This is a genomic window from Acidiferrobacter sp. (genome assembly GCF_054609335.1).
Map to the genome: position 1 here is coordinate 56,256 of NZ_JBTRWP010000001.1, position 23,262 is coordinate 79,517.

Genomic DNA, 23,262 nt, shown 5'->3' on the forward strand with positions numbered 1-23,262 from the left:
GTATGTTGACGAAGGAGTCGCGCGAACAGATCGACCGGGAGATCGCCAAATATCCGCCGGAGCACAAGCAGTCAGCGGTGATGGCGGCTCTGCATATCGCCCAGGAGGAGCACGGGTGGTTGAGCGTGTCGCTCATGGATTATATCGCCGAATTGCTCGGGATGCGGCCCATCCAGGTCTACGAGGTGGCGAGTTTCTACACCATGTATGATCTGGAGCCGGTGGGGCGGCATAAGGTCAGCGTCTGCACGAACATTTCCTGTCTCCTGCGTGGCAGCGACGATATCGTCGCGCATTTGAAGAAACGGCTTGGGGTCGGATTCAATGAGACGACGCCCGATGGGCGCTTTACGCTGAAAGAGGTCGAGTGCCTGGCAGCCTGCGGGGGCGCGCCCATGTTTCAGATCGGCAAGACCTACTACGAGAATCTGACGCCCGGCCGCATCGATGAGATTCTGGCGGGCTTGGAGTAAGCATGGCGAACGAGGTCTGTTTTCGGAACTTGCATCGTGATCGTCCGTGGACGCTCGGCGTTTACGAAAGCGATGGCGGCTATCAGGCATGGCGACGCATCCTGAGTGAAAGGACGCCGCCGGACGAGATCGTGAACGAGATCAAGAAGTCGGTGCTGCGCGGTCGTGGCGGCGCAGGCTTTCCGACCGGCCTCAAGTGGAGCTTCATGCCGCGTAACGCGCCTGGCCAGAAATATATCGTCTGCAATTCCGACGAGGGCGAGCCCGGAACCTTCAAGGACCGCGACATCTTGCGCTTCAACCCCCATGCCTTGATCGAAGGTATGGCGATAGCCGGCTACACCATAGGCGCGACCATGGGTTACAACTATGTCCGCGGCGAATTCCACGAACCGATTGCGCGGTTCGAGGAGGCGCTTGTCGAGGCCCGCGCCGCGGGATATCTCGGCAAGAACATCTTGGGCTCGGGCATCGATTTCGAGCTGCACGTCCATAGAGGGGGTGGGGCCTATATCTGTGGCGAGGAGACCGCGCTTTTGGAGTCGCTCGAGGGGAAGAAAGGCCAGCCGCGCTTCAAGCCGCCATTCCCCGCGAGTTACGGCCTCTACGGGCGCCCGACGACGATCAATAATACCGAGACCCTGGCCTCGATCCCGGCCATCGTGCGCCACGGTGGCCAATGGTTCCTGGAGATCGGCAAGCCCAATAACGGCGGGCCGAAGATCTTCTCCGTATCGGGGCACGTGAACCGGCCCGGGAACTACGAGGTACCCTTGGGGACGCCTTTCGCCAAGCTGCTCGAAATGGCCGGCGGCGTGTGGCGGGGCCATAAGCTGAAGGCTGTGATCCCGGGCGGCTCCTCGGTACCGGTGGTGCGCGGCGATATCATGATGGACCTGACCATGGACTACGACGCGCTGTCCAAAGCCGGCAGCATGTTGGGTGCGGGTTCGGTGATCGTCATGGATGACACGACCTGCATGGTACGCGCCCTCGAACGCATCTCGCATTTCTATTACGAAGAGTCATGCGGCCAATGCACGCCCTGTCGCGAAGGTACGGGGTGGCTTGCGCGGGTGCTGCACCGCATAGAGCATGGCGAGGGGCGCATGCAGGACTTGGATCTCTTGACGGATATGGCAAAGAAGATGGAGGGACGGACCATCTGTGCCTTGGGGGACGCGGCGGCGCTGCCAGTCATAAGTTTCATAAAGAACTTCCGGGAAGAGTTCGAGGCCCACATTGAGCGCGGCTGCTGTCCGATGGCGGCGGCCGCGTGAAGGGCCGGGAGACGACGATGCTGCATATCGAGATCGATGGCAAACAGCTCGCGGTGGAAGAAGGCGCCATGGTGATCGAGGCCGCTGACGCGGCTGGGATCTATATCCCGCGGTTTTGCTATCACAAGCACCTGTCGGTTGCCGCCAATTGCCGCATGTGTCTCGTGGACGTGGAACGTGTTGCAAAGCCGGTGCCGGCTTGCGCCACGCCCGTGACCGAAGGCATGAAGGTCTCGACGCGCTCGGAGAAGACCCGGACGGCGCAGAAGGGCGTGATGGAGTTTCTGCTCATAAACCACCCTCTCGATTGCCCGATCTGCGATCAGGGTGGGGAATGCGATCTGCAGGATTTGGCGGTGGGCTATGGGCGCGACATTTCGCGCTTCACCGAGGCCAAGCGGATCGTCAAGGATCAAGACATAGGGCCCTTGATATCGACCGAAATGACGCGCTGCATCCATTGCACGCGCTGCGTGCGTTTCGGTCAGGAGATCGGCGGCATCATGGAGTTGGGCGCGACCGGCCGTGGCGAGCACATGCGCATCGGCACCTACGTCGAGGCCACTGTCGACTCGGAGCTCTCCGGCAATATGATTGATCTTTGCCCGGTAGGGGCCTTGACCTCAAAGCCGTTTCGCTACACGGCGCGCTCCTGGGAGCTTGTGGCCAAACCCTCGGTGAGCCCGCACGATTGCGTAGGGGCCAATATCCTGATCGAGACGCGTCGTAACAAGGTGATGCGCGTGCTGCCACGCGAGAACGAGGCGCTGAACGAGACCTGGATCTCGGACCGCGACCGTTTCAGCTACACGGCGCTGGATGCCGAGACGCGGCTTTCGGTCCCGCTCGTCAGGGATGGGGACAGCTGGCGCGAGGTTGATTGGGATGTGGCGCTCGAGACGGCCGCTCAGGGGCTGCGGGACGTGATAGCACAGGACGGCCCGGCGGCGCTTGCGGGTCTCGCATCCGCACAGGCGACCGTCGAGGAAGGTTATCTCCTGCAGCGTCTTGTGCGTGGCCTTGGGTCCGACAATGTCGACCATAGGTTGCGGGAGGGGGATTTCCGCGACGATGCGGGCGCCCCGGCCTACCCCACGCTTGGCGTCGAAATCGCCGAGCTTGAGCGTCTGGACGCCGTGATCCTCATTGGCAGCAATATCCGCAAGGAACAGCCCCTGCTTGCTCATAGGTTGCGTAAGGCTTTCCTCGACGGCGCCAAGATCGCGGCCATCAATCCCATGGATTTTGCTTTTACCTTTGATCTGGCGGACAAGACCGTAGTGGCCCCGAGCAAGCTCCCGGAAGCGGTCGGAAGATTGCTTGTCGCGGTAGCGGCTTGTACCGGGACCGCTTTGCCACCCGAGGTGGCGGCGTGGACGAAGGGTCTGTCCGCCGGTGAGGCCGAGACCCGGACGGCCGCGTGGCTGTGCGTGGCCGAACGCCCGGCGATCCTGCTGGGGGCGCTTGCCGACTCCCATCCGCAGGCGGCCGTGCTGCGGTCACTCGCCGCGGTCTTGGGCGAGATCGCAGGGGCTACAGTGGGCCGTATGCCGCCCGGCAATTCCGCGGGCCTGTGGCTTGCGGGGGTGGTCCCGCATCGCGAGGCGCTGGGCGGTGCGCGCAAGAGTGGCGGACGTCCGGCGCAGGCGATGTGGGATGGCAGTCAGAAGGGCTTCCTGCTGGTTGATGCCGAGCCCGTGATCGATAGCGTGGATGGCGGCCGCGCGCGCGCGGCCTTGCGTGAGGCCCGATTCGTGGTGGCCTTGTCGGCATTTCGTTCCGAGGCGCTGGATTACGCCCAGGTCATCCTGCCCATGGCGCCGTTCACCGAGACCGATGGCTCCTGCGTGAACGGCGAGGGGCGTTGGCAGACGTTTGAGGCGGCCGTGACGCCGCGCGGCGAAGCCCGTCCGGCCTGGAAAATCCTACGGGTACTGGCCGAGAAGTGCGGGGTGTCGGGGCTTGCCTACGATTCCACCGCGGCCATTCGTGAGGCGGTCGGCGATCTATCGGCGGCCTCTCTCCGCGACCAGCCCATGACGCTTGCTGGTCGCGAGTCGCTGGAGCCCAGCCTGGAGCGCATCGCGGAGGTGGCCCTGGAACGCATCGCGGAGGTAGGCCTGTATGACTCGGACAGTCTCGTGCGCCGTTCCGAAGTCCTGCACCAGACAGCCGACCGGGGGCAGCCGATTTTGCGCCTGAACGAGGGGCAGGCCTTGCGGCTCGAGCTTTCCGCGGGCAATACGGTACGGGTGGTGATGGGGGACGCAGACGCGGTCCTCGAGGTCGCGATCGATAACCGAGTCCCGGATGGGGCCGCCTACGTCGCGGCCGCCATAGAGGAGACTGCGCGCTTGCCGTGGTCCGGGACCCTGAGCGTGAGGCGGATTTGACGCATGGGCGAGTTAACGGCGCTATGGAGCACCCTGCCGGCCTGGTCGCAGCTTTTGCTGTGGGACTTGATCAAGATCGTGGCGATCGTGATCCCGCTTATGTTGAGTGTGGCGTATCTGACCTTCGCCGAGCGCAAGGTCATAGGGTACATGCAGGTGCGCATCGGCCCGAACCGGGTGGGCCCGCGGGGATGGCTGCAGCCTATCGCCGACGGCGTGAAGCTCCTCCTGAAGGAGATCATCGTGCCGTCAGGGGCCAACAAGGCCTTATTCATTGCGGCGCCGGTTTTGGCGCTTCTGCCGGCGCTCGTGGCTTGGGCGGTCGTGCCATTCACCAACACCTTGGTGCTCGCCAACGTCAACGCGGGCCTCTTGTTCGTGCTCGCGGTGACATCCATGGGGGTCTACGGAGTGGTTATCGCCGGCTGGGCCTCAAACTCCAAGTACGCCTTCCTAGGCAGTCTGCGATCGGCGGCCCAGATCGTCGCCTATGAGATCGCCATGGGCTTCGCCCTTGTGGGCGTGCTCATGGCGGCCGGCACCCTGAACCTTCGCCAGATCGCGCTGGACCAGGCCGGTGGGTTCTGGCATTGGCTTTTCCTACCGCTCTTCCCGCTCTTTCTCGTCTATTTCATTGCCGGTGTGGCGGAAACCAATCGCGCGCCCTTCGACGTCGCCGAAGGTGAATCGGAGATCGTGGCCGGATTCCATGTCGAATACTCAGGCATGACGTTCGCGCTCTTTTTCCTGGCCGAATATGCGAATATGATCCTTCTTTCGGCCCTGACGGCGATCTTGTTCCTGGGCGGCTGGTTACCTCCTTTCGATTTCGCGCCCTTCACCTGGGTGCCGCCCCTCGGGTGGTTTCTGCTCAAGGTCTCGGTGATTCTGTTTCTGTACCTGTGGTTGCGTGCGACTTTTCCGCGCTATCGCTACGACCAGATCATGCGGCTTGGATGGAAGGTGCTGATCCCGGTGACCCTGGTCTGGATCGGGTTCATGGGCTTTGTGATTTTTTTCACGCCGTGGGCTTTCTTGTTTTACCGTTAGCGAGGGTTCCTGATGAAAGCGATACGGAAATACTTGCATAGCTTTCTGCTCATCGAGCTTCTGCAGGGGCTCGCGCTCACGGGCAAGCATTTCTTCGCGCGTAAGATCACGGTGCAATATCCGGATGAGCGTACGCCGCAGTCGCCGCGCTTTCGTGGACTGCACGCCTTGCGGCGCTACCCCAATGGTGAGGAGCGGTGCATCGCTTGCAAACTCTGCGAGGCGGTGTGCCCGGCGCTTGCCATCACGATCGAGTCCGAGCAGCGTGACGATGGCACGCGGCGCACGACACGCTACGACATCGACCTCACGAAGTGCATATTCTGTGGGTTTTGCGAGGAGTCGTGCCCCGTGGATTCGATCGTGGAGACGCGCGTGTTTGATTACCATGGCGAAAGACGGGGGGATCTCGTTTACACGAAGTCGATGCTGCTTGCCATAGGCGACAAATACGAAAAAGAGATCGCGGCCGATCGCGCCGCCGATGCGCGATACCGATAGGGGCGGGGGACCATGACGTTCGAAGACGCGATCTTCTACTTTTTTGCGGCGGTATTGCTGGGTTCGGCCGCCATGGTCGTTACCATCCGTAACCCCGTGAAGTCGGCGCTATTCCTGGTGCTGGCCTTCGTCAGCGCCGCCTGCCTTTGGATGCTCTTGAAGGCCGAATTCCTCGCGATCGTCCTCGTACTTGTCTACGTCGGGGCGGTCATGGTGCTGTTTTTGTTCGTGGTGATGATGATCGACGTGAATCTGGCGGTCTTGAGGCAGGGGTTCGCCGATTATCTCCCGGTGGGCGGGCTTGTCGCGGTCCTCATGGTCGCGGAGATCGCGCTCGCAGTGGGTCCCAAACAATTCGCCGCGGGCCGCATCGCGCACGCCGCCGCCCATGTCGCGCATCCCCATTACAGCAATACGCGCGCGCTCGGCCTGCTTTTGTACACCACTTACGTTTATCCGTTCGAGATCGCCGCGGTCATTCTGCTGGTGGCCATCATCGCCGCCATTGCGCTGACCATGCGTCGGCGCCCGGATACTAAGTATCAAGATCCGGCCCGACAGGTCGAAGTGCGGGCCCAGGATCGGATGCGAATCGTTAAGATGCGGACGGAGCCCAAGGCTTGACGCCGTACATTCTAATAAATGGGGAGAGAGGTCTGTGGTTTCATTGTCGCAGTATCTGATCTTGGCGGCGGCGCTCTTTGCGATCGGCGTCGTCGGTATATTTCTTAACCGCAAGAACCTCGTGGTGTTGTTGATGGCGATCGAGCTCATTTTGCTCGCCGTTAACCTGAATTTCGTGGCCTTCTCGCACTACCTTTGGGGGATGTCAGGACAGGTCTTCGTCTTCTTCATCCTGACGGTTGCCGCCGCCGAGTCGGCCATTGGTCTGGCTATCCTCATTGTCTTGTTCCGTAATCGTCGCACGATCAACGTCGACGATTTCGATACCTTGAAGGGCTAGCGCCATGGTCTCCGCGCTTTCGCTATATGGGGCGATCCCCTTGGTGTGCCTAGCCGGCGCCTTGATCGCGGGGATTTTCGGCCGGGCTTTGGAGCCCGCGTGGTCGCACCGCGTCACCATCCTAGGCGTTGCGGTGGCCTTTGCCTTGTCGGCGGGATATGCCTTGCCACAGGTGATGTCCGGGCACGACCTTGACGCGACCGTCTATACATGGGGCTATGCCGGCCGCCTTCCACTGGTCGTGGGGTTTCTGATCGACCCGCTCACGGCCCTCATGATGGTGGTGGTCACCTTCGTCTCACTCATGGTGCACATCTACACTATCGGCTATATGCGCGGTGACCCGGGTTATCAGCGTTTCTTCAGCTATATATCGCTTTTCACGTTCGCCATGCTGATGCTGGTCATGGCCAACAACTTCATGCAGCTATTCTTCGGTTGGGAAGGCGTGGGGCTCGTCTCCTACCTCTTGATCGGTTTTTGGTTCACGCGGGAGTCGGCGATCTTTGCGAGCCTCAAGGCCTTTCTCGTCAATCGGCTGGGTGACTTCGGCTTCATTCTCGGCATCGCCGCGATCTACACGGTGTTCCATAGCCTGGATTACGCGACGGTGTTTGCGCAGGCGCCCGCGGCCATCCATGCCAAGCTGTGGCTCAGCAATCACGATTCCTGGAGTATGCTGACCGTCATCTGCGTACTCCTGTTCATCGGCGCCATGGGGAAGTCGGCGCAGATGCCGCTCCATGTCTGGCTGCCCGACTCCATGGAGGGCCCCACGCCGATATCGGCCCTCATACACGCGGCCACCATGGTTACGGCCGGCATCTTTATGGTCGCGCGGATGTCCCCGCTTTTTGAACTATCCCCCGTGGCGCGGGATGTGGTGCTGTTGGTGGGGGCGTCGACCGCCTTTTTCATGGCCTTGCTTGGCATGGTCCAGACCGATATCAAGCGTGTCATCGCCTATTCGACGCTTTCCCAGTTGGGTTACATGACTGCGGCGCTCGGCGCGTCGGCCTACGCGGTGGCGATTTTCCATCTCGTGACGCACGCGTTTTTCAAGGCCTTGCTGTTCCTTGCAGCGGGGTCGGTCATTATTGCGCTGCATCATGAGCAGGACCTACGCAAAATGGGCGGCCTGCGGCGCTACATGCCCATCACCTTCGCCGCCACCTGGGTCGGCTCTCTGGCGCTGGCCGGCATCCCGCCCTTCGCAGGTTTCTTCTCCAAGGATGCGGTCATAGACGCGGTGGCGCGTTCGACGCTTCCGGGCGCCGACTACGCCTTTGCGGCGGTCCTCGCAGGCGTGTTTGTGACGGCGTTCTACACCTTCCGCATGCTGTTCCTGGCCTTTTATGGGGAGCCGCGCATGGATGCCCACGCCCGTCACCATCTGCGCGAGTCGCCGTGGGTCGTGACAGTGCCGCTTATAGTGCTCGCCATCCCCTCCGCTTTGGCTGGCATCGTGCTCATGAGACCGCTGCTCTTTGGGCATTTTTTCCGTGGCTCCCTGTATGTGCGGCCCGCGGATAATCCCTTGCTGCGCATGGCCCCCCACTATCATGGGGTGTGGGCCTTCATTGCGGCGGCCTTCGTGTCACCGCCCCTGTACCTGGCGCTCGCGGGCATCGCGACCGCTTGGTACATGTATATCCTAAGACCCGAATTGCCCGCGCAGCTGGCGCGGCGCCTGCATATCCTCTACGCCATCCTGCGCGCCAAGTACGGGTTCGATGAGGTCTATGAACAAGGCGCCACGCGCGCCGCGCGCGCCGTGGGCCGGTTTCTTTGGCGCGTAGGCGACGTGCAGATCATAGACGGCACCATGGTGAACGGCACCGCGCGTCTCATTGGGCGCATCGCGGCCTGGGGGCGGCGCCTCCAGTCCGGTTATATCTATCATTACGCGTTTGCGGTCATTCTGGGCCTCTTCGTGTTAATGACGTTCTTCTTGCATCACGGATAAGGCCTGTCATGATCGACGTCTACCGACACATAGCCCTGAGTATCGCGATCTGGCTACCTATCGCCACAGGCCTGGTCATCCTAGCCCTGGGCGGTCGTGCGCCCAGTCTCGTGCGGCCCTTGGGGGCGGCGGGCGCGGGGATCACCTTCCTTGCCACCGTGCCGCTCTGGGGGCTCTTTCATGCCCATTCGTTTGCCATGCAATTTGGCGAGCACATACCGTGGATACCCGCTTTCCATATCAACTACGCGTTAGGTCTAGACGGTATATCGTTGCCCCTCGTGATGCTCACAAGCTTCATAGGTGTCGTCGTCGTTATCGCCGCGGGGCCTGCGGTCAAGGAGCGCGTGGCGGAATACTTCGCCGCCTTTCTCATCATGGAAGGGCTCATGATCGGCGTCTTCTGCGCGCTCGATGCCATGCTCTTCTATGTCTTTTGGGAGGCCATGCTGATTCCGATGTTTTTGATCATCGGCATCTGGGGTGGGCCAAATCGCGTGTACGCGACCATCAAGTTCTTCTTGTATACCTTTCTCGGATCAGTGCTCATGCTGATCGCCCTTTTGTACCTGCATTTCGAGGCGGGCGAGACCTTCAATATCGCGTCCTTCTATCATCTGCCACTTGGAAACACCCCACAAATCCTGATATTTCTGGCCTTCCTGATTGCCTTCGCGGTCAAGATTCCGATGTGGCCTGTGCATACATGGTTGCCCGACGCCCATGTCGAGGCTCCCACTGGGGGGTCCGTGGTTCTGGCCGCCATCATGCTGAAGATGGGTGCCTACGGATTCGTGCGGTTCAGTCTGCCCATCGTGCCTGAGGCAAGCCACGAGCTCGCGGGCCTCATGATCACCCTGTCGCTGATCGCGATCGTCTACATAGGTCTGGTCGCGCTCGTGCAGGACGACATGAAGAAGCTCATCGCCTATTCGTCCATCGCGCACATGGGGTTCGTTACCCTGGGCATCTTCCTCTTCCAGAACATCGCCATGGAAGGGGCGTTGGTACAGATGATTTCGCACGGCTTCGTGTCAGCGGGCCTGTTTTTGTGCGTAGGCGTCCTCTATGACCGCCTCCATTCGCGCGCCATCCATGATTACGGGGGTGTCGCAAACCGCATGCCGATCTTCGCGGCCTTTATGATGCTCTTTGCCATGGCCAATGCCGGACTGCCCGGAACCTCGGGTTTCGTCGGGGAATTGTTCGTTATCCTCGGCGCCTTCAAGGCGGATTTCTGGTACGCGGTATTGGCGGCCACCACGCTTATATCGGGCGCCGCCTATACGCTTTGGATGTATAAGCGGGTGATCTTTGGCGCGGTCACGAAGCCTGCCGTCGCAGGTCTTTCGGACGTGACAGGTCGCGAACTCACGTTCCTCGCCGTGTTAGGCGTCGCCGTCTTGTTTTTGGGTCTATGGCCGGCGCCTCTGCTGCATGTGATGGCGGCGTCGGTGCATCATCTTTTATTGCGCCCGGGCGTACAGCTCGGCGGCGCGACTCCCTAGGGTGGCACCATGGCGTATATAACACCGGTCTTGCCGGAAATCATCGTTTTGACCATGGCCTGCGTGATCTTGCTTGCGGACCTCTTCTGGAGGCGACGATTCAAGGGCTTGATGTATTGGGTGTCGCAGGCAACGCTCATAGGCGCGGGCTTCGCGGCCTACCACATGCTGGGTGATGCGCCCACCGTCATTTTCCATGGCATGGTGGTGGGCGATCGCTTGAGCGCCATTTTCCAGATCGCCATCTTCATGCTGACGATCGGCGTGCTCGCCTATTCACGCACCTATATCGCCGAGCGGGGGGTGTTCCGCAGCGAATATTTCGTGCTCGCGCTTACAGGTGTCGTCGGGATGTGCGTCATGGTGAGCGCGGCGCATTTCTTGTCGCTTTATCTCGGGCTCGAGCTTTTGTCGTTGAGCCTCTATGCGCTCATCGCCATGCAGCGAGACTCCATTGGCGCGACCGAGGCGGCCATGAAGTACTTTGTGCTGGGCGCGCTGGCATCAGGTCTGTTGCTCTATGGCATGTCTATGCTCTACGGGGCGACCGGCAGCCTGCGCATCACGCAGGTGGCCAGTGCGCTTGCCGCGCTGCCGCCTCATAATCTGGTGGCGACGCTGGGGCTCGTTTTCGTGCTCTCGGCGCTCGCCTTCAAGCTCGGGGCGGTACCCTTTCACATGTGGATACCGGATGTTTATGAAGGGGCGCCGACTGCGGTGACTTTGTATGTGAGCACGGCACCCAAGGTGGCCGCGTTCGCGCTCTTCTTGCGTCTCTTGGTGGAGGGCCTCCATGGCCTGTCCGGGGCGTGGCAGGAGATGCTCGTCATGCTCGCGGTGCTCTCCATGGGGGTTGGCAACGTTGTCGCCATCGCGCAAACCAATATGAAACGCATGCTCGCCTACTCGGCCATCGCTCACATGGGTTTCTTGTTGATGGGGATCTTGAGCGCGCGTGTCGGCGGCTATGCCGACGCCCTGTTCTACGCCCTCGTCTATGCCTTCATGAGCCTCGGTGCCTTCGGCATCATTATCCTGCTCTCGCGCAAGGGCTTCGAGGCCGAGCGATTGGAGGATCTGCGTGGTCTCCATCAGCGCAGCCCTTGGTACGCTTGGATGATGTTGTTGTTTATGTTCTCGATGGCGGGCATCCCGCCGACCATCGGCTTCTATGCCAAGCTCGCCGTGATCCAGGCGGCAGTGAGCGCTGGCTTCTACGGACTTGCCGTGATCGCGGTGCTGTTCTCGGTGATAGGCGCCTTCTATTACCTGCGCATCGTGAAGCTCATGTTCTTTGACGCGCCCGTAGACTCCGCCCCGCTGCGCAAGGCAGGCGACCTCCGATGGCTCTTGAGCGCCAATGGCGTGGCCATGTTGTTGGCAGCGCCGTGGGCTGGGACGCTCATTGCCATCTGCCGCGCTGCGGTACGCGGCCTGCCCTAGCTGCGCCCGCTGACGTGGGGGTTGTGTGAGGCCTCCAGGGGGGGCAGCGCAGGGCCGCCTGGTCTGGGCGGCTGCCATCTTCGCTCCCAGGCGCTGATGTCCCGCGGGCGCGTTTTTCGCGCCCCACGGCCCAAGTCGTCCTTAGGTGTCATCCAGGGGTCACGAAGCGCCTGTATGCTCTCCACGCCCGACCCATTTCGAGTCGCGGTAACCCCCTTTGAAGGAGATTAGCTTGTGATAAAGAGATTGAAGAAGGCGACCGCGCTCGTCTGTCTGGCCGCCATGCTCGCGCCCTATGCCGCTTCGGCCGAGACCCGTATCCAGTCGGACATCGCCTATAGGCGCGAATTGATGGCAGCCATGCAATGGAACCTCGTGCGCATCGCTCAGACGCTTCGGCATCAACGGCCATACGATCCGGCGCGCTTGGCGGCCGAGGGGCAAGCGCTCGCCTCGCTCGCCTCGCTTCCTTGGGTGGCGTTCGTCCCGGGATCCGATCGCGGGGCGACTAAGGCCAGTGTGCGGATTTGGCGCGAGCCGCGCGCTTTTGGGGCGGCCGTGACGCGTTTCGAGGCGCTCGCACGGACCCTGGCCCAGGCCACCTCGCAGGGCCCGCTTACACGCGCGGCGCGTCCGCTCGAACGCGTTGCGGGTTCGTGCCGATCCTGTCACCACCGCTTCATTCGTTGACCGTCGCGGGTTCCGGGCGCCGCACTTAGGTCGGGCGTCCGGACCTAGATCTGCAGGATGAGCCAGGTGCCAAGCCCGGAGAGCGCCAGTGCAATCAGGCCGACCCAGGGTCGCGCGAAGGTTAGGTGCGGCGCGTCGGCCGGCGTATGCGTCGATGCCCGTCCGGTGATCATGGGCCGCACGAGATCGTGACCACCGATTACCTTATGCAGGACCACGGCGGTCACGTGGGTGGCGATGAGCGCAAGGATGATGTCGAAATTGAGCTTGTGAATATGGGTCAGGAAGTCGCCTGTGTTCGAGCCCACCAGGCCGTTCAAAGGCCCCGATGTCAGGACATCGTCGGTTGCGAATAGCCCGGTGCCGGTCTGGACCAATAGCGCCACCAGGAAGCCCGCCACCGCCCACCCCCCGAGGGGGTTGTGCCCGTAGGTCGGCTTCACGCCGGAGCGCCACGATTTTATGTATGCCCAAGTCCGCCGAGGCGAGCATAGAAAGTGCGAGAAGCGCGCGGTCCGGCTTCCCACGAAACCCCATATCAGTCGAAAAAAGAGCAGCGTAAGTATCGCGTATCCACCCCACATGTGATAGCGGAGGAAGCCGTGCCCCAGATGGGCCGACGCCCACTCCCAGCCCACTAGGATCGCCAAGGTCCAATGGAATGCCCGCGTTGGGATGTCCCAAATCCGCGGCCGGTCTTGACTGCCAAGCCGGGGGCCCACCTGCGCTTCACGTTTCATATAAGATTCAACCTCTCCTTCACGCCAGATTCTCATAAGACCACCATATAGATAATATCGACATTACGACGAAGGCCGCAATGCTATCAGGTTTATTAATCTGGAACGAGGGTGTTGGCTGCCGCTCGCATGTCGCTCGCCCATTGTAAGAATTCCGTCACGAATCGCCGACCGTAATGTCACATGAGTACGGCAGATTAGCGCCATAAAAGTTCCCGCAACCCAAAAAAACAGTGGAGGTAACCTGCATCATGTCGTCCTGCAAACGCTATTCATCGGCGGCGCCTGTCCGTCTGTCCGTCGTCACATCCATGGTCCTCTGTGCGCTTGCGGCAGGGACATCTCCCGTTTTCGCTCATGACAAATCGGTCGTCAACGTGGGCACGGTAAACGCGCAAAGCGCCAAAAAGGCCTTGAAGGCGACTAGCACAAAGTTCACAAAGCGCCACGTCTTCAAGTCGACGCAGACGGTGCGCGTCATTGGTAAGCGGCAACTTAGGGCGATCGGACCGGTAGCGGGGTCCGCTCAGGCCTTGGCGATGGCACCTGGTATCGCGGTGCGCGGCTACGGCGGTATCAGCGGAACGGCGCGCTATGAGATTGCCATGCGCGGCGTCAAGGTCGGTTGGTCCAGCGTGAACGGCGACGTCGAGCGCAATGGCATTACGGCGCTTTTTGACGGCGTCCCCATGAACAACCTCATATCGCACAACGGTGGCTGGGACTCGAATGAGGTCCCGATCATGCAGCTTATCTCCGGGGTCAATGTCATCTATGGGCCGGGCAATCCGGCGACCCGTTGGTTCGATAGCGTGGGCGGGACCGTGAACTTCGTGCCCGTGCAGCCGACCGTGAAGGCCGGCGGAAGCCTCGGTCTCACCTACGGCAGCGACCAGACGGAGGGTGCAGATCTTATCGCCGATACCGGCACGCATGACGGTTGGTCGACCGTGGTAGCCGGCGGCTTTGTGCGCGACAATACCTTTCGCACCGGTTCGTTTTCGGCCCCAAGCCGTTCTTCGGCGCTTTTCGCGAAGACTGTGAAGACCTTCAGCAATGGATCGTTCAGTGTCGGTGGCTATGCAGACGACACCACGGAGTTTCGCCCGAACTTCATCCCGGTGGCGCCGATCACAGCCGGAGCAAATGGCGGTGCTGTCACCGTGGATGGAACGGCCAACACGCCGCTCTATAGCCAATCTACGACGGGATTTTACTCGTCACTGCCCGAGTCGGTGTGGTTCAAGCAAATTGTGGTACGCGACCGCATGCTGTATTCGCAATTGCGGCTTGATCTCGCGCCGCATCTCACCCTCCATGACATGGTTTGGTACCGCCACGGTCATCGCGTGCACTGGCGTGTGGACAACTACAATTACAACGGCGCCCCCCCGGGGACCGTGAACTCCGAGTACTACAACCCGCGGTCTGATACCTACGGTAACCGTTTGGCCTTCGACTGGAATCTACCTATGAACCGGGTCGAGTTCGGCGGTTCATGGATCAACCAGACGTATTCGACTCCCTATACGGGCTATAACGAGACCTACGGGACGAGCCCGTCGAATCCCGTGCAGTACAATAACGATACGCTCACCAACACCTATCTCACGGCTTTCGCTCAGGACGCGATTACACCGATCAAGGCCTTGACGATCACCCCGGGTGTGGCGGCTGTCGATTTCCAGACGCAATTCTTCAATAACGGCGCAAGCGCGACGCCGCCCGGGGCGACCAATCAGACGGTGGCACCGAGCGACAGCAAGGTCTTCACCCGGGTCGAGCCGTCTCTTGGGGTGGTCTTCCTGCTTGCGCCCCACTGGTCTCTCTACGGTAACGCCGCGGAGACTTATCAGAACCCGGGGGACAACGCCTTTGGTGCCTATAGCGGAAGCAATGCCATCAATCTCGGCAGCCTGAAGCCCGTGAAGAGCGTCGACTTTGAGCTCGGGACGCGGCTTCTCATCCGCCGCGCCGGCATCCTGCGTCATTTTGTGATGAATGCGGATGTCTACCAGGACCGGTTGAGCAACGAGACATTGGCCACTTATATCTCAACGGGTGGGAACTTTGCGACTACGGAATTCGCTACGGCAAGCGCCACCTACAAGGGCCTGAACCTGAGCGTGCAAGATAGCCCGACTTGGCACTGGCACGTGTTTGGCTCCGCCTCGTTTGCGCACGCGCATTTCGATTCGTATGTGCCAAGCGGCAGCAACACGAACTATGGCGGCTATCCGGTCTCGTACAGCCCGAACATCACTGCCTCCATGGGTCTGGATTACCGGGTGGCCTTGGGGAGCTACCTGATATCGCCGGGCGTGTCCGATCAGTATACGGGTAGCCAATATCTGTTCAACAACGTGGTCAATGCGCCCACGAACAACGTCAAGATGCCGGCCTACAACATCGTCAACACACAGGTGGCGATCAAGGCCGGGACCGGACTTGCCGGGCTGTCCTCGGTGACTCTGACGGTGGGCGTGACCAATCTCTTCAATAAGCGCTACAACCCGATCGAGTACATCACGAGCGGGGGCTACTTCGGTGGCAATAGCGCAGGCGCGGTGCTCGCCGATCCTGGGGCGCCCCGGCAGTACTTCATCAATGTGAACGCGCGCTTCTAACGCGTCTCCCGGCTCCTCACCTTGAAGGCCTTAAGGGCAAGCCTTAAGGCCTTCTTTTTTATGGGAAGTGGACCCCGGGGCAGGGAGAATATAGTAGGCCATGGGCGAGAGGCTCCCCCCGCGGCCCGGGCGCAGTGAGGCATGGTCATAGTGTCGTCGCCCTCATGCCTTGCATCATTATACTGCTCGAGTGGCCGAACGCCGGCAGGGAGAGGCTGCAGTGCCCGCACATGTCGTGACCCTTGCGGTGATCCTGGAGCGTACGCGGGCCGTGTTGGCTTTGAGCGCAGCGCTGGCTGTAGCGGCAACGCCATGGCGCCGTTGCGGGCGCGCGTTCGGGCCAAGTCTGGCCTGAACAAGTCCATCATCGACCAGGGCTGGGCCGATCTTCGCCAGCAATGGGAGTACAAGCAGGCCTGGCGCGGAGGCGAGGTTCTTGTGGTACCGCCTCACCATACCAGTCAGACCTACCCATCGTGTCGCCATGTCTCAGCCGGGAATCGCCGCGCTCAAGCTCGGTTTGTCTGTGTGGCATGCGGTTATGAGAATAACGCCGATATGATCGGTGCGATCGCTATTTTAGCGCGAGGACATCGCTTGTTAGCCTGCGGAGAGAAGGTCCCGTTAGACCGCTCGATGAAACAGGAACCCACCGAAGCGACTCAGGCGCAAGCCGCCTGAGCGCTGTAGGAATCCCCTTCCTCATTGTGGGCCGTATGGCCCATTCCGCGTGAGCGGCGATCGTGAGGTCGAGGGAGGGGGGGATGTCAAGCAGCAAAGCGATGTCGGCACTATCCGACGAGGGGGGGTTGATCGCAGCTTGTGCTGGGGCGACCTCATGCCGTCTTGAGGGACCCGCCCTAATGCGCTTCTCGAAGCTTCCCCGTGGCGGGTGGACTATTGCGCGCGAGAAATGGCGTGGGCGCTTTCACGGCCATACGCATGATTGCGGATACGCGGTTGCGCGCATGGAATCCGAAGACGCTTGAATAATCCCCAGGATCATCGGAGGCCCTGCGGCGTGTCTTGATACCATGCGGAACGAAGTCTGGGTGTGTCGCGAGACTGACTGGGGTGGCGCAGCTGCGCTATCGGGCGCCATGCCAGAGAGGTTTGAGTAGGCTATCGACTCGGGGCCCAGCGTCTGCGAGTGCGCATTTTCCCGCGCACGATGGACCGACCATCCGGGCCCGTGCCAGAGACGCCCGGCGCAGGAGCGCGTCCCGGAGGGTCTCCCGAAACCATCGCTTTCGGTCTCTGTACTGAATAATGTTGGTAGCGGGGGTAGGATTTGAACCTACGACCTTCGGGTTATGAGCCCGACGAGCTGCCAGACTGCTCCACCCCGCACCGAAGGGCGCAGAGTCTACCATGTTCCAGGACAATGGCAAGCGTTTGGCCGCGCTCATTGAAGTTTTCGACGGAAGGCTTATAATCCGGCTTTATCTCGTAACAGGTTGTTTGGCGGAAGTGGGCGTATGCCCACTTTTGCGTTTATGGTCATGGAGAAACGAATTCAGGCAGATCGGCTGCGGGCCCTGGTAGAGCCCGCCGTGGCGCACCTCGGTTTCGAGGTGGTCGACATCGAGTTCATAAGCGGGCAAAAAGTCCTGCGCATCTATATCGACGGGCCGCAGGGCGTCGTGGTCGATGATTGTGCGCGGGTGAGCCGTCAGGTGAGCGCACTCTTTGATGTCGAAGACCCGATTCCGGGCCAGTACACGCTCGAGATCTCATCGCCCGGCCTCGACCGGCCGCTTGCCCGCCGAGGGGATTTCGAACGGTTTGCGGGATCTTTGATCAAAGTTAAGACCGTGGCGCCGGTGGACGGGCGTCGCAACTTTCAAGGGCGCTTGATCGGCCTGGTAGGCGAGAATGTGGTCTTGGAAGCGGACGAAACGCGTTATGATCTCGCGTTCGACAATATCGAGAAGGCGAGACTTGTGCCCGAACTCTGAGGGCGGCTGGAGGCAGTGATGGCGAACGAAATTCTGATGGTGGTTGAGGCCGTATCGCGGGAAAAGAACGTCGACCGGGAGATTATTTTCGGGGCGCTCGAGGCCGCGCTCGCGACGGCGACCCGCAAGCGCCACAAGGAGGATATCGACGCCCGCGTCCAGATCCACCGAAAGACCGGAGACTACGACACCTTCCGGCGCTGGCTGGTCGTGCCCGACGAACAGGAAACGCTTGAGTTTCCCGGGCGCGAGCTGCGGCTTTCGGCAGCCTGCGAGCGCAGTCCGGATATCCAGGTCGGCGAGTATGTCGAAGAGCCGATCGAGGCCGCGGATTTTGGGCGCATCGCCGCCCAGGCCGCCAAACAGGTCATCGTCCAAAAAGTGCGCGAGGCTGAGCGCGAGCAGATCGTGAATCAGTTCAAGGGCCGTCAGGGCGAGCTTGTCACGGGGGTCGTGAAACGCTTGGAGCGCGGCGACGCGATCATAGAGTTGGGTGCAGCCGAGGCCTTGCTCTCAAAGTCTACGATGATTCCGCGGGAAGGGTTGCGCCCGGGAGACCGGGTGCGCGCCTATCTGGAGGATGTGCATTCGGCGCCACGCGGGCCGCAGCTGTTCTTGAGCCGTACGAGCCCTCAGCTTCTGGTGGAGCTCTTTAAGCTCGAGGTGCCGGAGGCGGGTGAAGGCCTCATCGAAATCCACGGCGCAGCCCGCGATCCGGGGCTGCGCGCCAAGATCGCAGTGAATTCCAAGGATCCGCGCATAGATCCCATAGGGGCATGCGTTGGCATGCGCGGCTCGCGTGTCCAGAGCGTCTCCAATGAACTGGGGGGCGAGCGGGTCGATATCATCCAATGGTCGCCGGACCCCGCCCAATTCGTCATCAACGCACTGGCACCGGCGGAAGTGCAGTCGATTGTGGTCGACGAGGAACTGCATAGCATGGACGTCATCGTCGACGAGTCACAGCTGTCCCAGGTGATCGGACGCGGCGGCCAGAACGTGAGGCTTGCCTCTGAACTTACGGGGTGGGAGCTCAATGTGATGACCGAGGAGACCGCCTCGGCGCGTGGTGAAACCGAGGCGATCAACGCCATCGAGATGTTCGTGGAGCAGCTAAAGATGGAGTCCGCGACAGCCGAGCTCCTCGTTCGCGAGGGCTTCATGACGCTTGACGAAGTCGCCTACGTGCCTAAGCAAGAGATGATGGCAGTCGAGGGCCTGAGTGAGGAGCAGATCGACGAGATCCGCGACCGAGCCCGCGATATTCTGCTTACCCGCGCCATAACGCTCGAGGAGAAGATCGATATGGCGGAGCCCGCTGAAGACCTCTTGGGGATGGCGGAGATGGACGAACACACCGCGCGACTCCTGGCGAGCCACGGGATTAAGACGATGGAAGAACTTGCCGACCAGTCGGTCGATGATTTGGCGGCGATCGAAGGGCTGGACGAGGAACGGGCTCGTACCCTCATTATGGCTGCTCGCGCACCCTGGTTTGCCGACCAGGGCCAGGGGGCCTGACGGACGTCATACGATGCCTGAAACCACAGTCAAAAGTTTCGCCGAACAGATAGGCGTAGGACCTGACAAACTGCTCCAGCAGCTTGTCGCCGCCGGGATTGCAGGCAAGAAGAGCAACGATCCCTTGAGCGACGACGAGAAGATGGCGCTTTTGAACTTTCTGCGCACTCACCACGGCGCCGGGGAACCGGAGGCCAAACGCATTACGCTGACACAGAAGTCGACCAGCAAAATCGTGCAGAATTCGCGATTTGGGCAGAGTCGCGCGGTGCAGGTCGAGGTGCGCAAGAAGCGGACCTTCGTGAAGCGGCCCGCGCCTGGCGAACCGGAGGCGGTGATGCCCGAGCCCGAGCTTGTGCCGGAGCCGGTCGTCGAGCGTCCGCTCGAGATCCCGGTGGAGGCGGCTGCAAGCCCATCACCGGCGGCGTCGGAACCGGCCCTGGTGGCAGCGCCTGCGCCCGTAGCCGAGACCGTATCGGAACCCGAGTCCGTGGCGCCCGCAGCCCCGGCGGCCGAGCCGGTTGCGGCGAAGGAGCCCGCCGCTGGCCGACATACGCGTAAGGAGACGCGACCCGAGCGTGGACGCAACGAGCGCCGCGAGCGGCCCTTACCCAAGGGGGCTGCGACCGATCGCAAGCATAAGACGCGTCCCGCGAGCCCTCCGCAGAGAGGAGGCTCGCAGGGGGGCAAGCGCGTGGTGACCAGCATGAGTGGTCAGCATGCCTTTGAGATGCCTACCGAGCGGGTCGTGCGTGACGTCTATCTGCCAGAGGCCATCAGCGTAGCCGAGCTTGCGCAGCAGATGTCGATCAAGGCGGTGGAGGCCATCAAGGTCTTGATGCAGCTTGGGATGATGGTCACGATCAACCAAGTGCTTGATCGCGAGACCGCCACCATCGTCGTTGAGGAACTCGGGCACGTCGCCCACGAGGCGCGCAGCCATGACCCGGAGGCGGCCCTGAAGACCGGTGAGCATGAGGGGGCGCTTGAGCCGCGTCCGCCGGTGGTGACGGTTATGGGTCACGTCGACCACGGCAAAACCTCTTTGCTCGACTATATCCGCAAGACCAAAGTGGCGAGCGGGGAGGCGGGCGGCATTACCCAGCATATCGGTGCCTATCACGTCGAGATGCCCAAGGGCATGCTGACTTTTCTTGATACGCCCGGCCATGAGGCGTTCACGGCCATGAGGGCGCGCGGCGCCAAGGTGACGGACATCGTCATTCTGGTGGTCGCAGCGGATGACGGGGTCATGCCGCAGACCGTCGAGGCCATCCACCATGCGCGTGAGGCCGGTGTGCCGATCGTCGTGGCGGTCAACAAGATCGACAAACCGCAAGCCGACATGGAACGTGTCAAGCAGGAGCTCGTGACCCACGAGGTGGTGCCGGAGGAGTGGGGCGGATCGGATATTTTCGTACCGGTATCGGCCAAGACCGGCAAGGGGATCGAGGATCTCTTGGATGCGGTATTGTTGCAGGCGGAGCTGCTGGAACTCAAGGCGGTGCGCAACACCATGGCGAGCGGCATCGTGATCGAGGCGCGGCTTGACAAGGGCCGTGGGCCAGTCGCAACCATATTGGTTCAGGAAGGCACCCTGCGTAAGGGTGACGTGATCCTGGCGGGGCGCGAGTCCGGAAGGGTTCGCGCCATGACCGATGAGATCGGTCGCTCCATAAAGGAGGCGGGACCGTCCATACCCGTGGAGGTCCAGGGCCTGTCGGGGGTTCCCAACGCCGGCGACGAGGTGACTGGGGTCGAGAACGAGCGCAAGGCGCGCGAGATCGCCCTCTTCCGCCAAGGCAAATACAAGGACGTGAAGCTTCAGCGTCAGCAGGCGTCCAAGCTGTCCAATATGTTCCAGCAGATGCAGGACGGCGACGTCAAGACTTTGACGCTGATCGTGAAGGCCGACGTACAGGGCTCGGTTGAGGCCTTGACGGATGCACTGGAGAAGCTTTCGACCGAAGAGGTGAAGGTGCGTGTCGTTCACGGCATGGTGGGTGGGATCAGCGAGTCCGACGTCAATCTCGCGGTCGCGTCGAATGCTGTCATCATCGGCTTCAACGTGCGTGCCGATACGGGCGCGCGGCGCCTGATCGATTCGGAGGGCGTGGACATCCATTACTACAACGTCATTTACGACGCGGTCAACGAGGTGAAGGCGGCCATGGCCGGCATGCTGAAACCGCAGTTCCGCGAGGAAGTCGTGGGGAATGCCGGGATCCGCGAGGTCTTTAAGACATCGAAGGCCGGCACCATTGCCGGTTGTCTGGTGACTGACGGGACCATCAAGCGGGGACGATTGGCGCGTCTGCTACGCGACAATGTGGTCATATATGACGGCGAGATCGAATCCCTGCGGCGCTTCCGTGATGACGTGTCGGAGGTCAAGGCCGGCACGGAGTGCGGCATGACCTTGAAGAACTATACAGACATCCGCGTGGGCGATCAGATCGAGGTCTACGAAAGGGTCGAGGTCGCACGAACCCTTTGAGACGTCACGCGCCCAAGTCCGGTTCACGAGCCTCTCGCGTGGGCGCGCTCATCTTGCGCGAGGCGGCGCAGTGGGTCCTGACCGAAATCGACGACGCCCAGACGCGTGCCGCCGCGCTACCGGAGGCTGATATGAGCCCCGACCTGAAGCAGGCCCGCATCTATGTCACACACTATAAGGGTGAGGCCATCGCGCGCGAGGCAGTGGCCCGTTTAAACGAGCTGGCGCCTCGCATGCGACGCGATCTGGCCGGCCGGCTGCGGCTGCGGGCGGTGCCCAATCTGGTCTTCACCTACGATCCATCGGTCGATCAGGGGTTCCGCATCGACGCGCTATTGGACCGCGCCCGCCGTGAACGCGGCGGGCAAGAAGGAGACTCATGAAGGTCCCCTGTGTACAACGGGACGGTCTCCTCGTGCTCGATAAGCCGGAGGGCTTGACCTCGACACAGGCCCTGGGACAGGCGCGACACCGGCTGCGCGCCTGTAAGGGTGGCCACACAGGGACCCTCGACCCCCTTGCGACCGGTGTATTGGTTTTATGTTTCGGCGAGGCCACGAAGGCGGCGTCCTTTCTGGTCGACACCGACAAACGCTACCGCACCACGATCGAGCTCGGGGCGAGCACTACAACGTACGACCGTGAGGGCGAGGTGGTGGCACGCAGGCCCGTGACTGCGTCCGATGGCGAAATCGAACGGGCCCTGAGGGGTTTTGTGGGCCATATCGATCAGGTTCCGCCGCGATTCTCGGCGATCAAGCAGGACGGCAAGCCGTTTTACGAGCGGGCGCGGGACGGCGATCTGACCCTACCGGCAAGTCGGAACGTGTTTGTGTCCTCGATCGACGTGATCAGCCGCACAGCTTGCGAACTCGTGCTTGATATCGCCTGCGGCAAGGGCGTCTATGTCCGTAGTCTTGCCCATGATCTGGGTGAGATCCTGGGTTGCGGGGGGCATGTGAAGGCCTTGCGTCGCCTGGCGGTTGGGCGGTTCACGATCGATGAGGCCGTACCCTTGGCTGACGTGGGTCCAGAGACCCCGCTTCAGCGAAGTGATGCTGCGCTCGAGGGCTTGCCGGCGGTCGCCCTGCCTGGATTCCTGGCGCGCGCCGTGCGGCGCGGACAGAGTGTGCATGTCGGCGGCCGGGACGGCGAGGGCTGGGTTCGGCTGTACGACGATGGCGGGGTCTTTCTCGGGATCGGTTGGCAGGCCCTGGCCGGTGAAATCCGGCCCAAGCGTCTATGGGCGGCAGCGGGCGGGCATGTTGAGCCGATGGGCGCGCGCGGTTAGAATACGCATTTATCCTTTTTCTCACAGTGACTTCGGGGCTTAAGCGAGGGCGGTATGGCATTTACAGTGGACAAAAAGATGCAAGTAATCAAGGAGTACTGCAGGGGGGAGGGCGATACCGGGTCCCCCGAAGTACAGGTGGCGTTGATTTCGGCCCATATCGATGACCTGTCGCAGCACTTCGCTGTCCATAAAAAGGACAATCATTCCCGACAGGGTCTTCTGCGCATGGTGGGTAAGCGCCGTAAGCTCCTGGACTACCTGAAGCGTGTGGACGCCGGTCGCTATCGGGACCTCGTCGCGCGGCTTGGCTTGCGCAAGTAAGGCAAGACACCGAGAAGAGCATCGAAGCGGAGGAAT

Annotated in this window: 21 protein-coding genes and 1 tRNA gene; 20 read left to right on the forward strand and 2 right to left on the reverse strand. The window is 61.5% G+C overall.

Translation table 11 applies throughout. From position 1 onward, the window contains the following. The first annotated feature begins 2 nt into the window (after window positions 1-2). The 11 genes from nuoE to ACYCTF_RS00355 all read left to right on the forward strand — a co-directional run bounded on the left by nuoE (window position 3) and on the right by ACYCTF_RS00355 (window position 12,268). Complete coding sequence (gene nuoE, locus ACYCTF_RS00305; RefSeq protein WP_461282194.1) at window positions 3-473, forward strand: NADH-quinone oxidoreductase subunit NuoE; 471 nt, start codon at window positions 3-5, stop codon at window positions 471-473. A gap of 2 nt (window positions 474-475) precedes the next feature. Further along, window positions 476-1,753 (forward strand): NADH-quinone oxidoreductase subunit NuoF, encoded by a 1,278-nt coding sequence (nuoF, locus tag ACYCTF_RS00310; RefSeq protein ID WP_461282195.1) that lies wholly within the window; start codon window positions 476-478, stop codon window positions 1,751-1,753. A 17-nt stretch (window positions 1,754-1,770) separates the two neighbouring features. Further along, window positions 1,771-4,146 carry an NADH-quinone oxidoreductase subunit NuoG gene (gene nuoG, locus ACYCTF_RS00315; RefSeq protein ID WP_461282196.1) on the forward strand — a complete coding sequence of 792 codons (2,376 nt, stop codon included), beginning with the start codon at window positions 1,771-1,773 and terminating at the stop codon, window positions 4,144-4,146. A 3-nt stretch (window positions 4,147-4,149) separates the two neighbouring features. Continuing rightward, window positions 4,150-5,196 (forward strand): NADH-quinone oxidoreductase subunit NuoH, encoded by a 1,047-nt coding sequence (nuoH, locus tag ACYCTF_RS00320; RefSeq protein WP_461282197.1) that lies wholly within the window; start codon window positions 4,150-4,152, stop codon window positions 5,194-5,196. A gap of 12 nt (window positions 5,197-5,208) precedes the next feature. Then, a complete protein-coding gene (gene nuoI / locus ACYCTF_RS00325) occupies window positions 5,209-5,697 on the forward strand; it encodes an NADH-quinone oxidoreductase subunit NuoI (protein ID WP_461282198.1) in 489 nt (162 codons plus the stop codon). Between the two features lie 12 nt (window positions 5,698-5,709). Next, a complete protein-coding gene (locus tag ACYCTF_RS00330) occupies window positions 5,710-6,321 on the forward strand; it encodes an NADH-quinone oxidoreductase subunit J (RefSeq protein ID WP_461282199.1) in 612 nt (203 codons plus the stop codon). Between the two features lie 34 nt (window positions 6,322-6,355). Next, complete coding sequence (gene nuoK, locus ACYCTF_RS00335) at window positions 6,356-6,661, forward strand: NADH-quinone oxidoreductase subunit NuoK (protein WP_461282200.1); 306 nt, start codon at window positions 6,356-6,358, stop codon at window positions 6,659-6,661. A gap of 4 nt (window positions 6,662-6,665) precedes the next feature. Next, window positions 6,666-8,627: an NADH-quinone oxidoreductase subunit L gene (gene nuoL, locus ACYCTF_RS00340; protein ID WP_461282201.1), complete on the forward strand. Its 1,962-nt coding sequence runs from the start codon at window positions 6,666-6,668 to the stop codon at window positions 8,625-8,627. A gap of 8 nt (window positions 8,628-8,635) precedes the next feature. Next, window positions 8,636-10,135 (forward strand): NADH-quinone oxidoreductase subunit M, encoded by a 1,500-nt coding sequence (locus tag ACYCTF_RS00345; protein ID WP_461282202.1) that lies wholly within the window; start codon window positions 8,636-8,638, stop codon window positions 10,133-10,135. 9 nt (window positions 10,136-10,144) lie between these two features. Then, entirely contained in the window at window positions 10,145-11,578 is a 1,434-nt protein-coding gene (nuoN, locus tag ACYCTF_RS00350) for an NADH-quinone oxidoreductase subunit NuoN (RefSeq protein ID WP_461282203.1), read from the forward strand. A gap of 234 nt (window positions 11,579-11,812) precedes the next feature. Beyond that, complete coding sequence (locus ACYCTF_RS00355; protein WP_461282204.1) at window positions 11,813-12,268, forward strand: c-type cytochrome; 456 nt, start codon at window positions 11,813-11,815, stop codon at window positions 12,266-12,268. 44 nt (window positions 12,269-12,312) lie between these two features. Here the strand turns inward: ACYCTF_RS00355 and ACYCTF_RS00360 are convergent, their stop codons facing one another. Further along, window positions 12,313-13,008, reverse strand: a complete 696-nt coding sequence (locus tag ACYCTF_RS00360) for a cytochrome b/b6 domain-containing protein (RefSeq protein ID WP_461282205.1) — start codon at window positions 13,006-13,008, stop codon at window positions 12,313-12,315. Window positions 13,009-13,259: 251 nt separating this feature from the next. Between ACYCTF_RS00360 and ACYCTF_RS00365 the strand changes: the two genes are divergently transcribed. The 3 genes from ACYCTF_RS00365 (at window position 13,260) to ACYCTF_RS00375 (ending at window position 16,316) form a co-directional block, all read left to right on the forward strand. Then, window positions 13,260-15,635 carry a TonB-dependent receptor gene (locus ACYCTF_RS00365; RefSeq protein ID WP_461282206.1) on the forward strand — a complete coding sequence of 792 codons (2,376 nt, stop codon included), beginning with the start codon at window positions 13,260-13,262 and terminating at the stop codon, window positions 15,633-15,635. Between the two features lie 220 nt (window positions 15,636-15,855). Further along, window positions 15,856-15,990 carry a hypothetical protein gene (locus ACYCTF_RS00370; protein ID WP_461282258.1) on the forward strand — a complete coding sequence of 45 codons (135 nt, stop codon included), beginning with the start codon at window positions 15,856-15,858 and terminating at the stop codon, window positions 15,988-15,990. Continuing rightward, complete coding sequence (locus ACYCTF_RS00375; RefSeq protein ID WP_461282207.1) at window positions 15,948-16,316, forward strand: zinc ribbon domain-containing protein; 369 nt, start codon at window positions 15,948-15,950, stop codon at window positions 16,314-16,316. The genes ACYCTF_RS00370 and ACYCTF_RS00375 overlap by 43 nt, the downstream gene beginning before the upstream one ends. A gap of 592 nt (window positions 16,317-16,908) precedes the next feature. Here ACYCTF_RS00375 and ACYCTF_RS00380 read toward each other — a convergent pair. Then, window positions 16,909-16,985, reverse strand: a tRNA-Met gene (locus ACYCTF_RS00380). Window positions 16,986-17,113: 128 nt separating this feature from the next. On the opposite strand from ACYCTF_RS00380, the gene rimP reads away from it, so the two are divergent. Genes rimP through rpsO form a run of 6 tightly spaced genes read left to right on the forward strand, consistent with a single transcriptional unit; the run spans window position 17,114 to window position 23,226 of the window. Continuing rightward, on the forward strand, window positions 17,114-17,593 hold the full coding sequence (gene rimP, locus ACYCTF_RS00385) for a ribosome maturation factor RimP (RefSeq protein WP_461282208.1): 480 nt from the start codon (window positions 17,114-17,116) through the stop codon (window positions 17,591-17,593). An 18-nt stretch (window positions 17,594-17,611) separates the two neighbouring features. After that, complete coding sequence (nusA, locus tag ACYCTF_RS00390) at window positions 17,612-19,114, forward strand: transcription termination factor NusA (protein WP_461282209.1); 1,503 nt, start codon at window positions 17,612-17,614, stop codon at window positions 19,112-19,114. Window positions 19,115-19,127: 13 nt separating this feature from the next. Then, on the forward strand, window positions 19,128-21,611 hold the full coding sequence (infB, locus tag ACYCTF_RS00395) for a translation initiation factor IF-2 (RefSeq protein ID WP_461282210.1): 2,484 nt from the start codon (window positions 19,128-19,130) through the stop codon (window positions 21,609-21,611). Beyond that, window positions 21,521-21,994 (forward strand): 30S ribosome-binding factor RbfA, encoded by a 474-nt coding sequence (rbfA, locus tag ACYCTF_RS00400; protein WP_461282211.1) that lies wholly within the window; start codon window positions 21,521-21,523, stop codon window positions 21,992-21,994. The genes infB and rbfA overlap by 91 nt, the downstream gene beginning before the upstream one ends. Then, a complete protein-coding gene (gene truB, locus ACYCTF_RS00405; RefSeq protein ID WP_461282212.1) occupies window positions 21,991-22,902 on the forward strand; it encodes a tRNA pseudouridine(55) synthase TruB in 912 nt (303 codons plus the stop codon). Before rbfA ends, truB begins: the two co-directional genes overlap by 4 nt. A 54-nt stretch (window positions 22,903-22,956) precedes the next feature. Further along, window positions 22,957-23,226 carry a 30S ribosomal protein S15 gene (gene rpsO / locus ACYCTF_RS00410; protein ID WP_461282213.1) on the forward strand — a complete coding sequence of 90 codons (270 nt, stop codon included), beginning with the start codon at window positions 22,957-22,959 and terminating at the stop codon, window positions 23,224-23,226. Window positions 23,227-23,262: the final 36 nt, after the last annotated feature.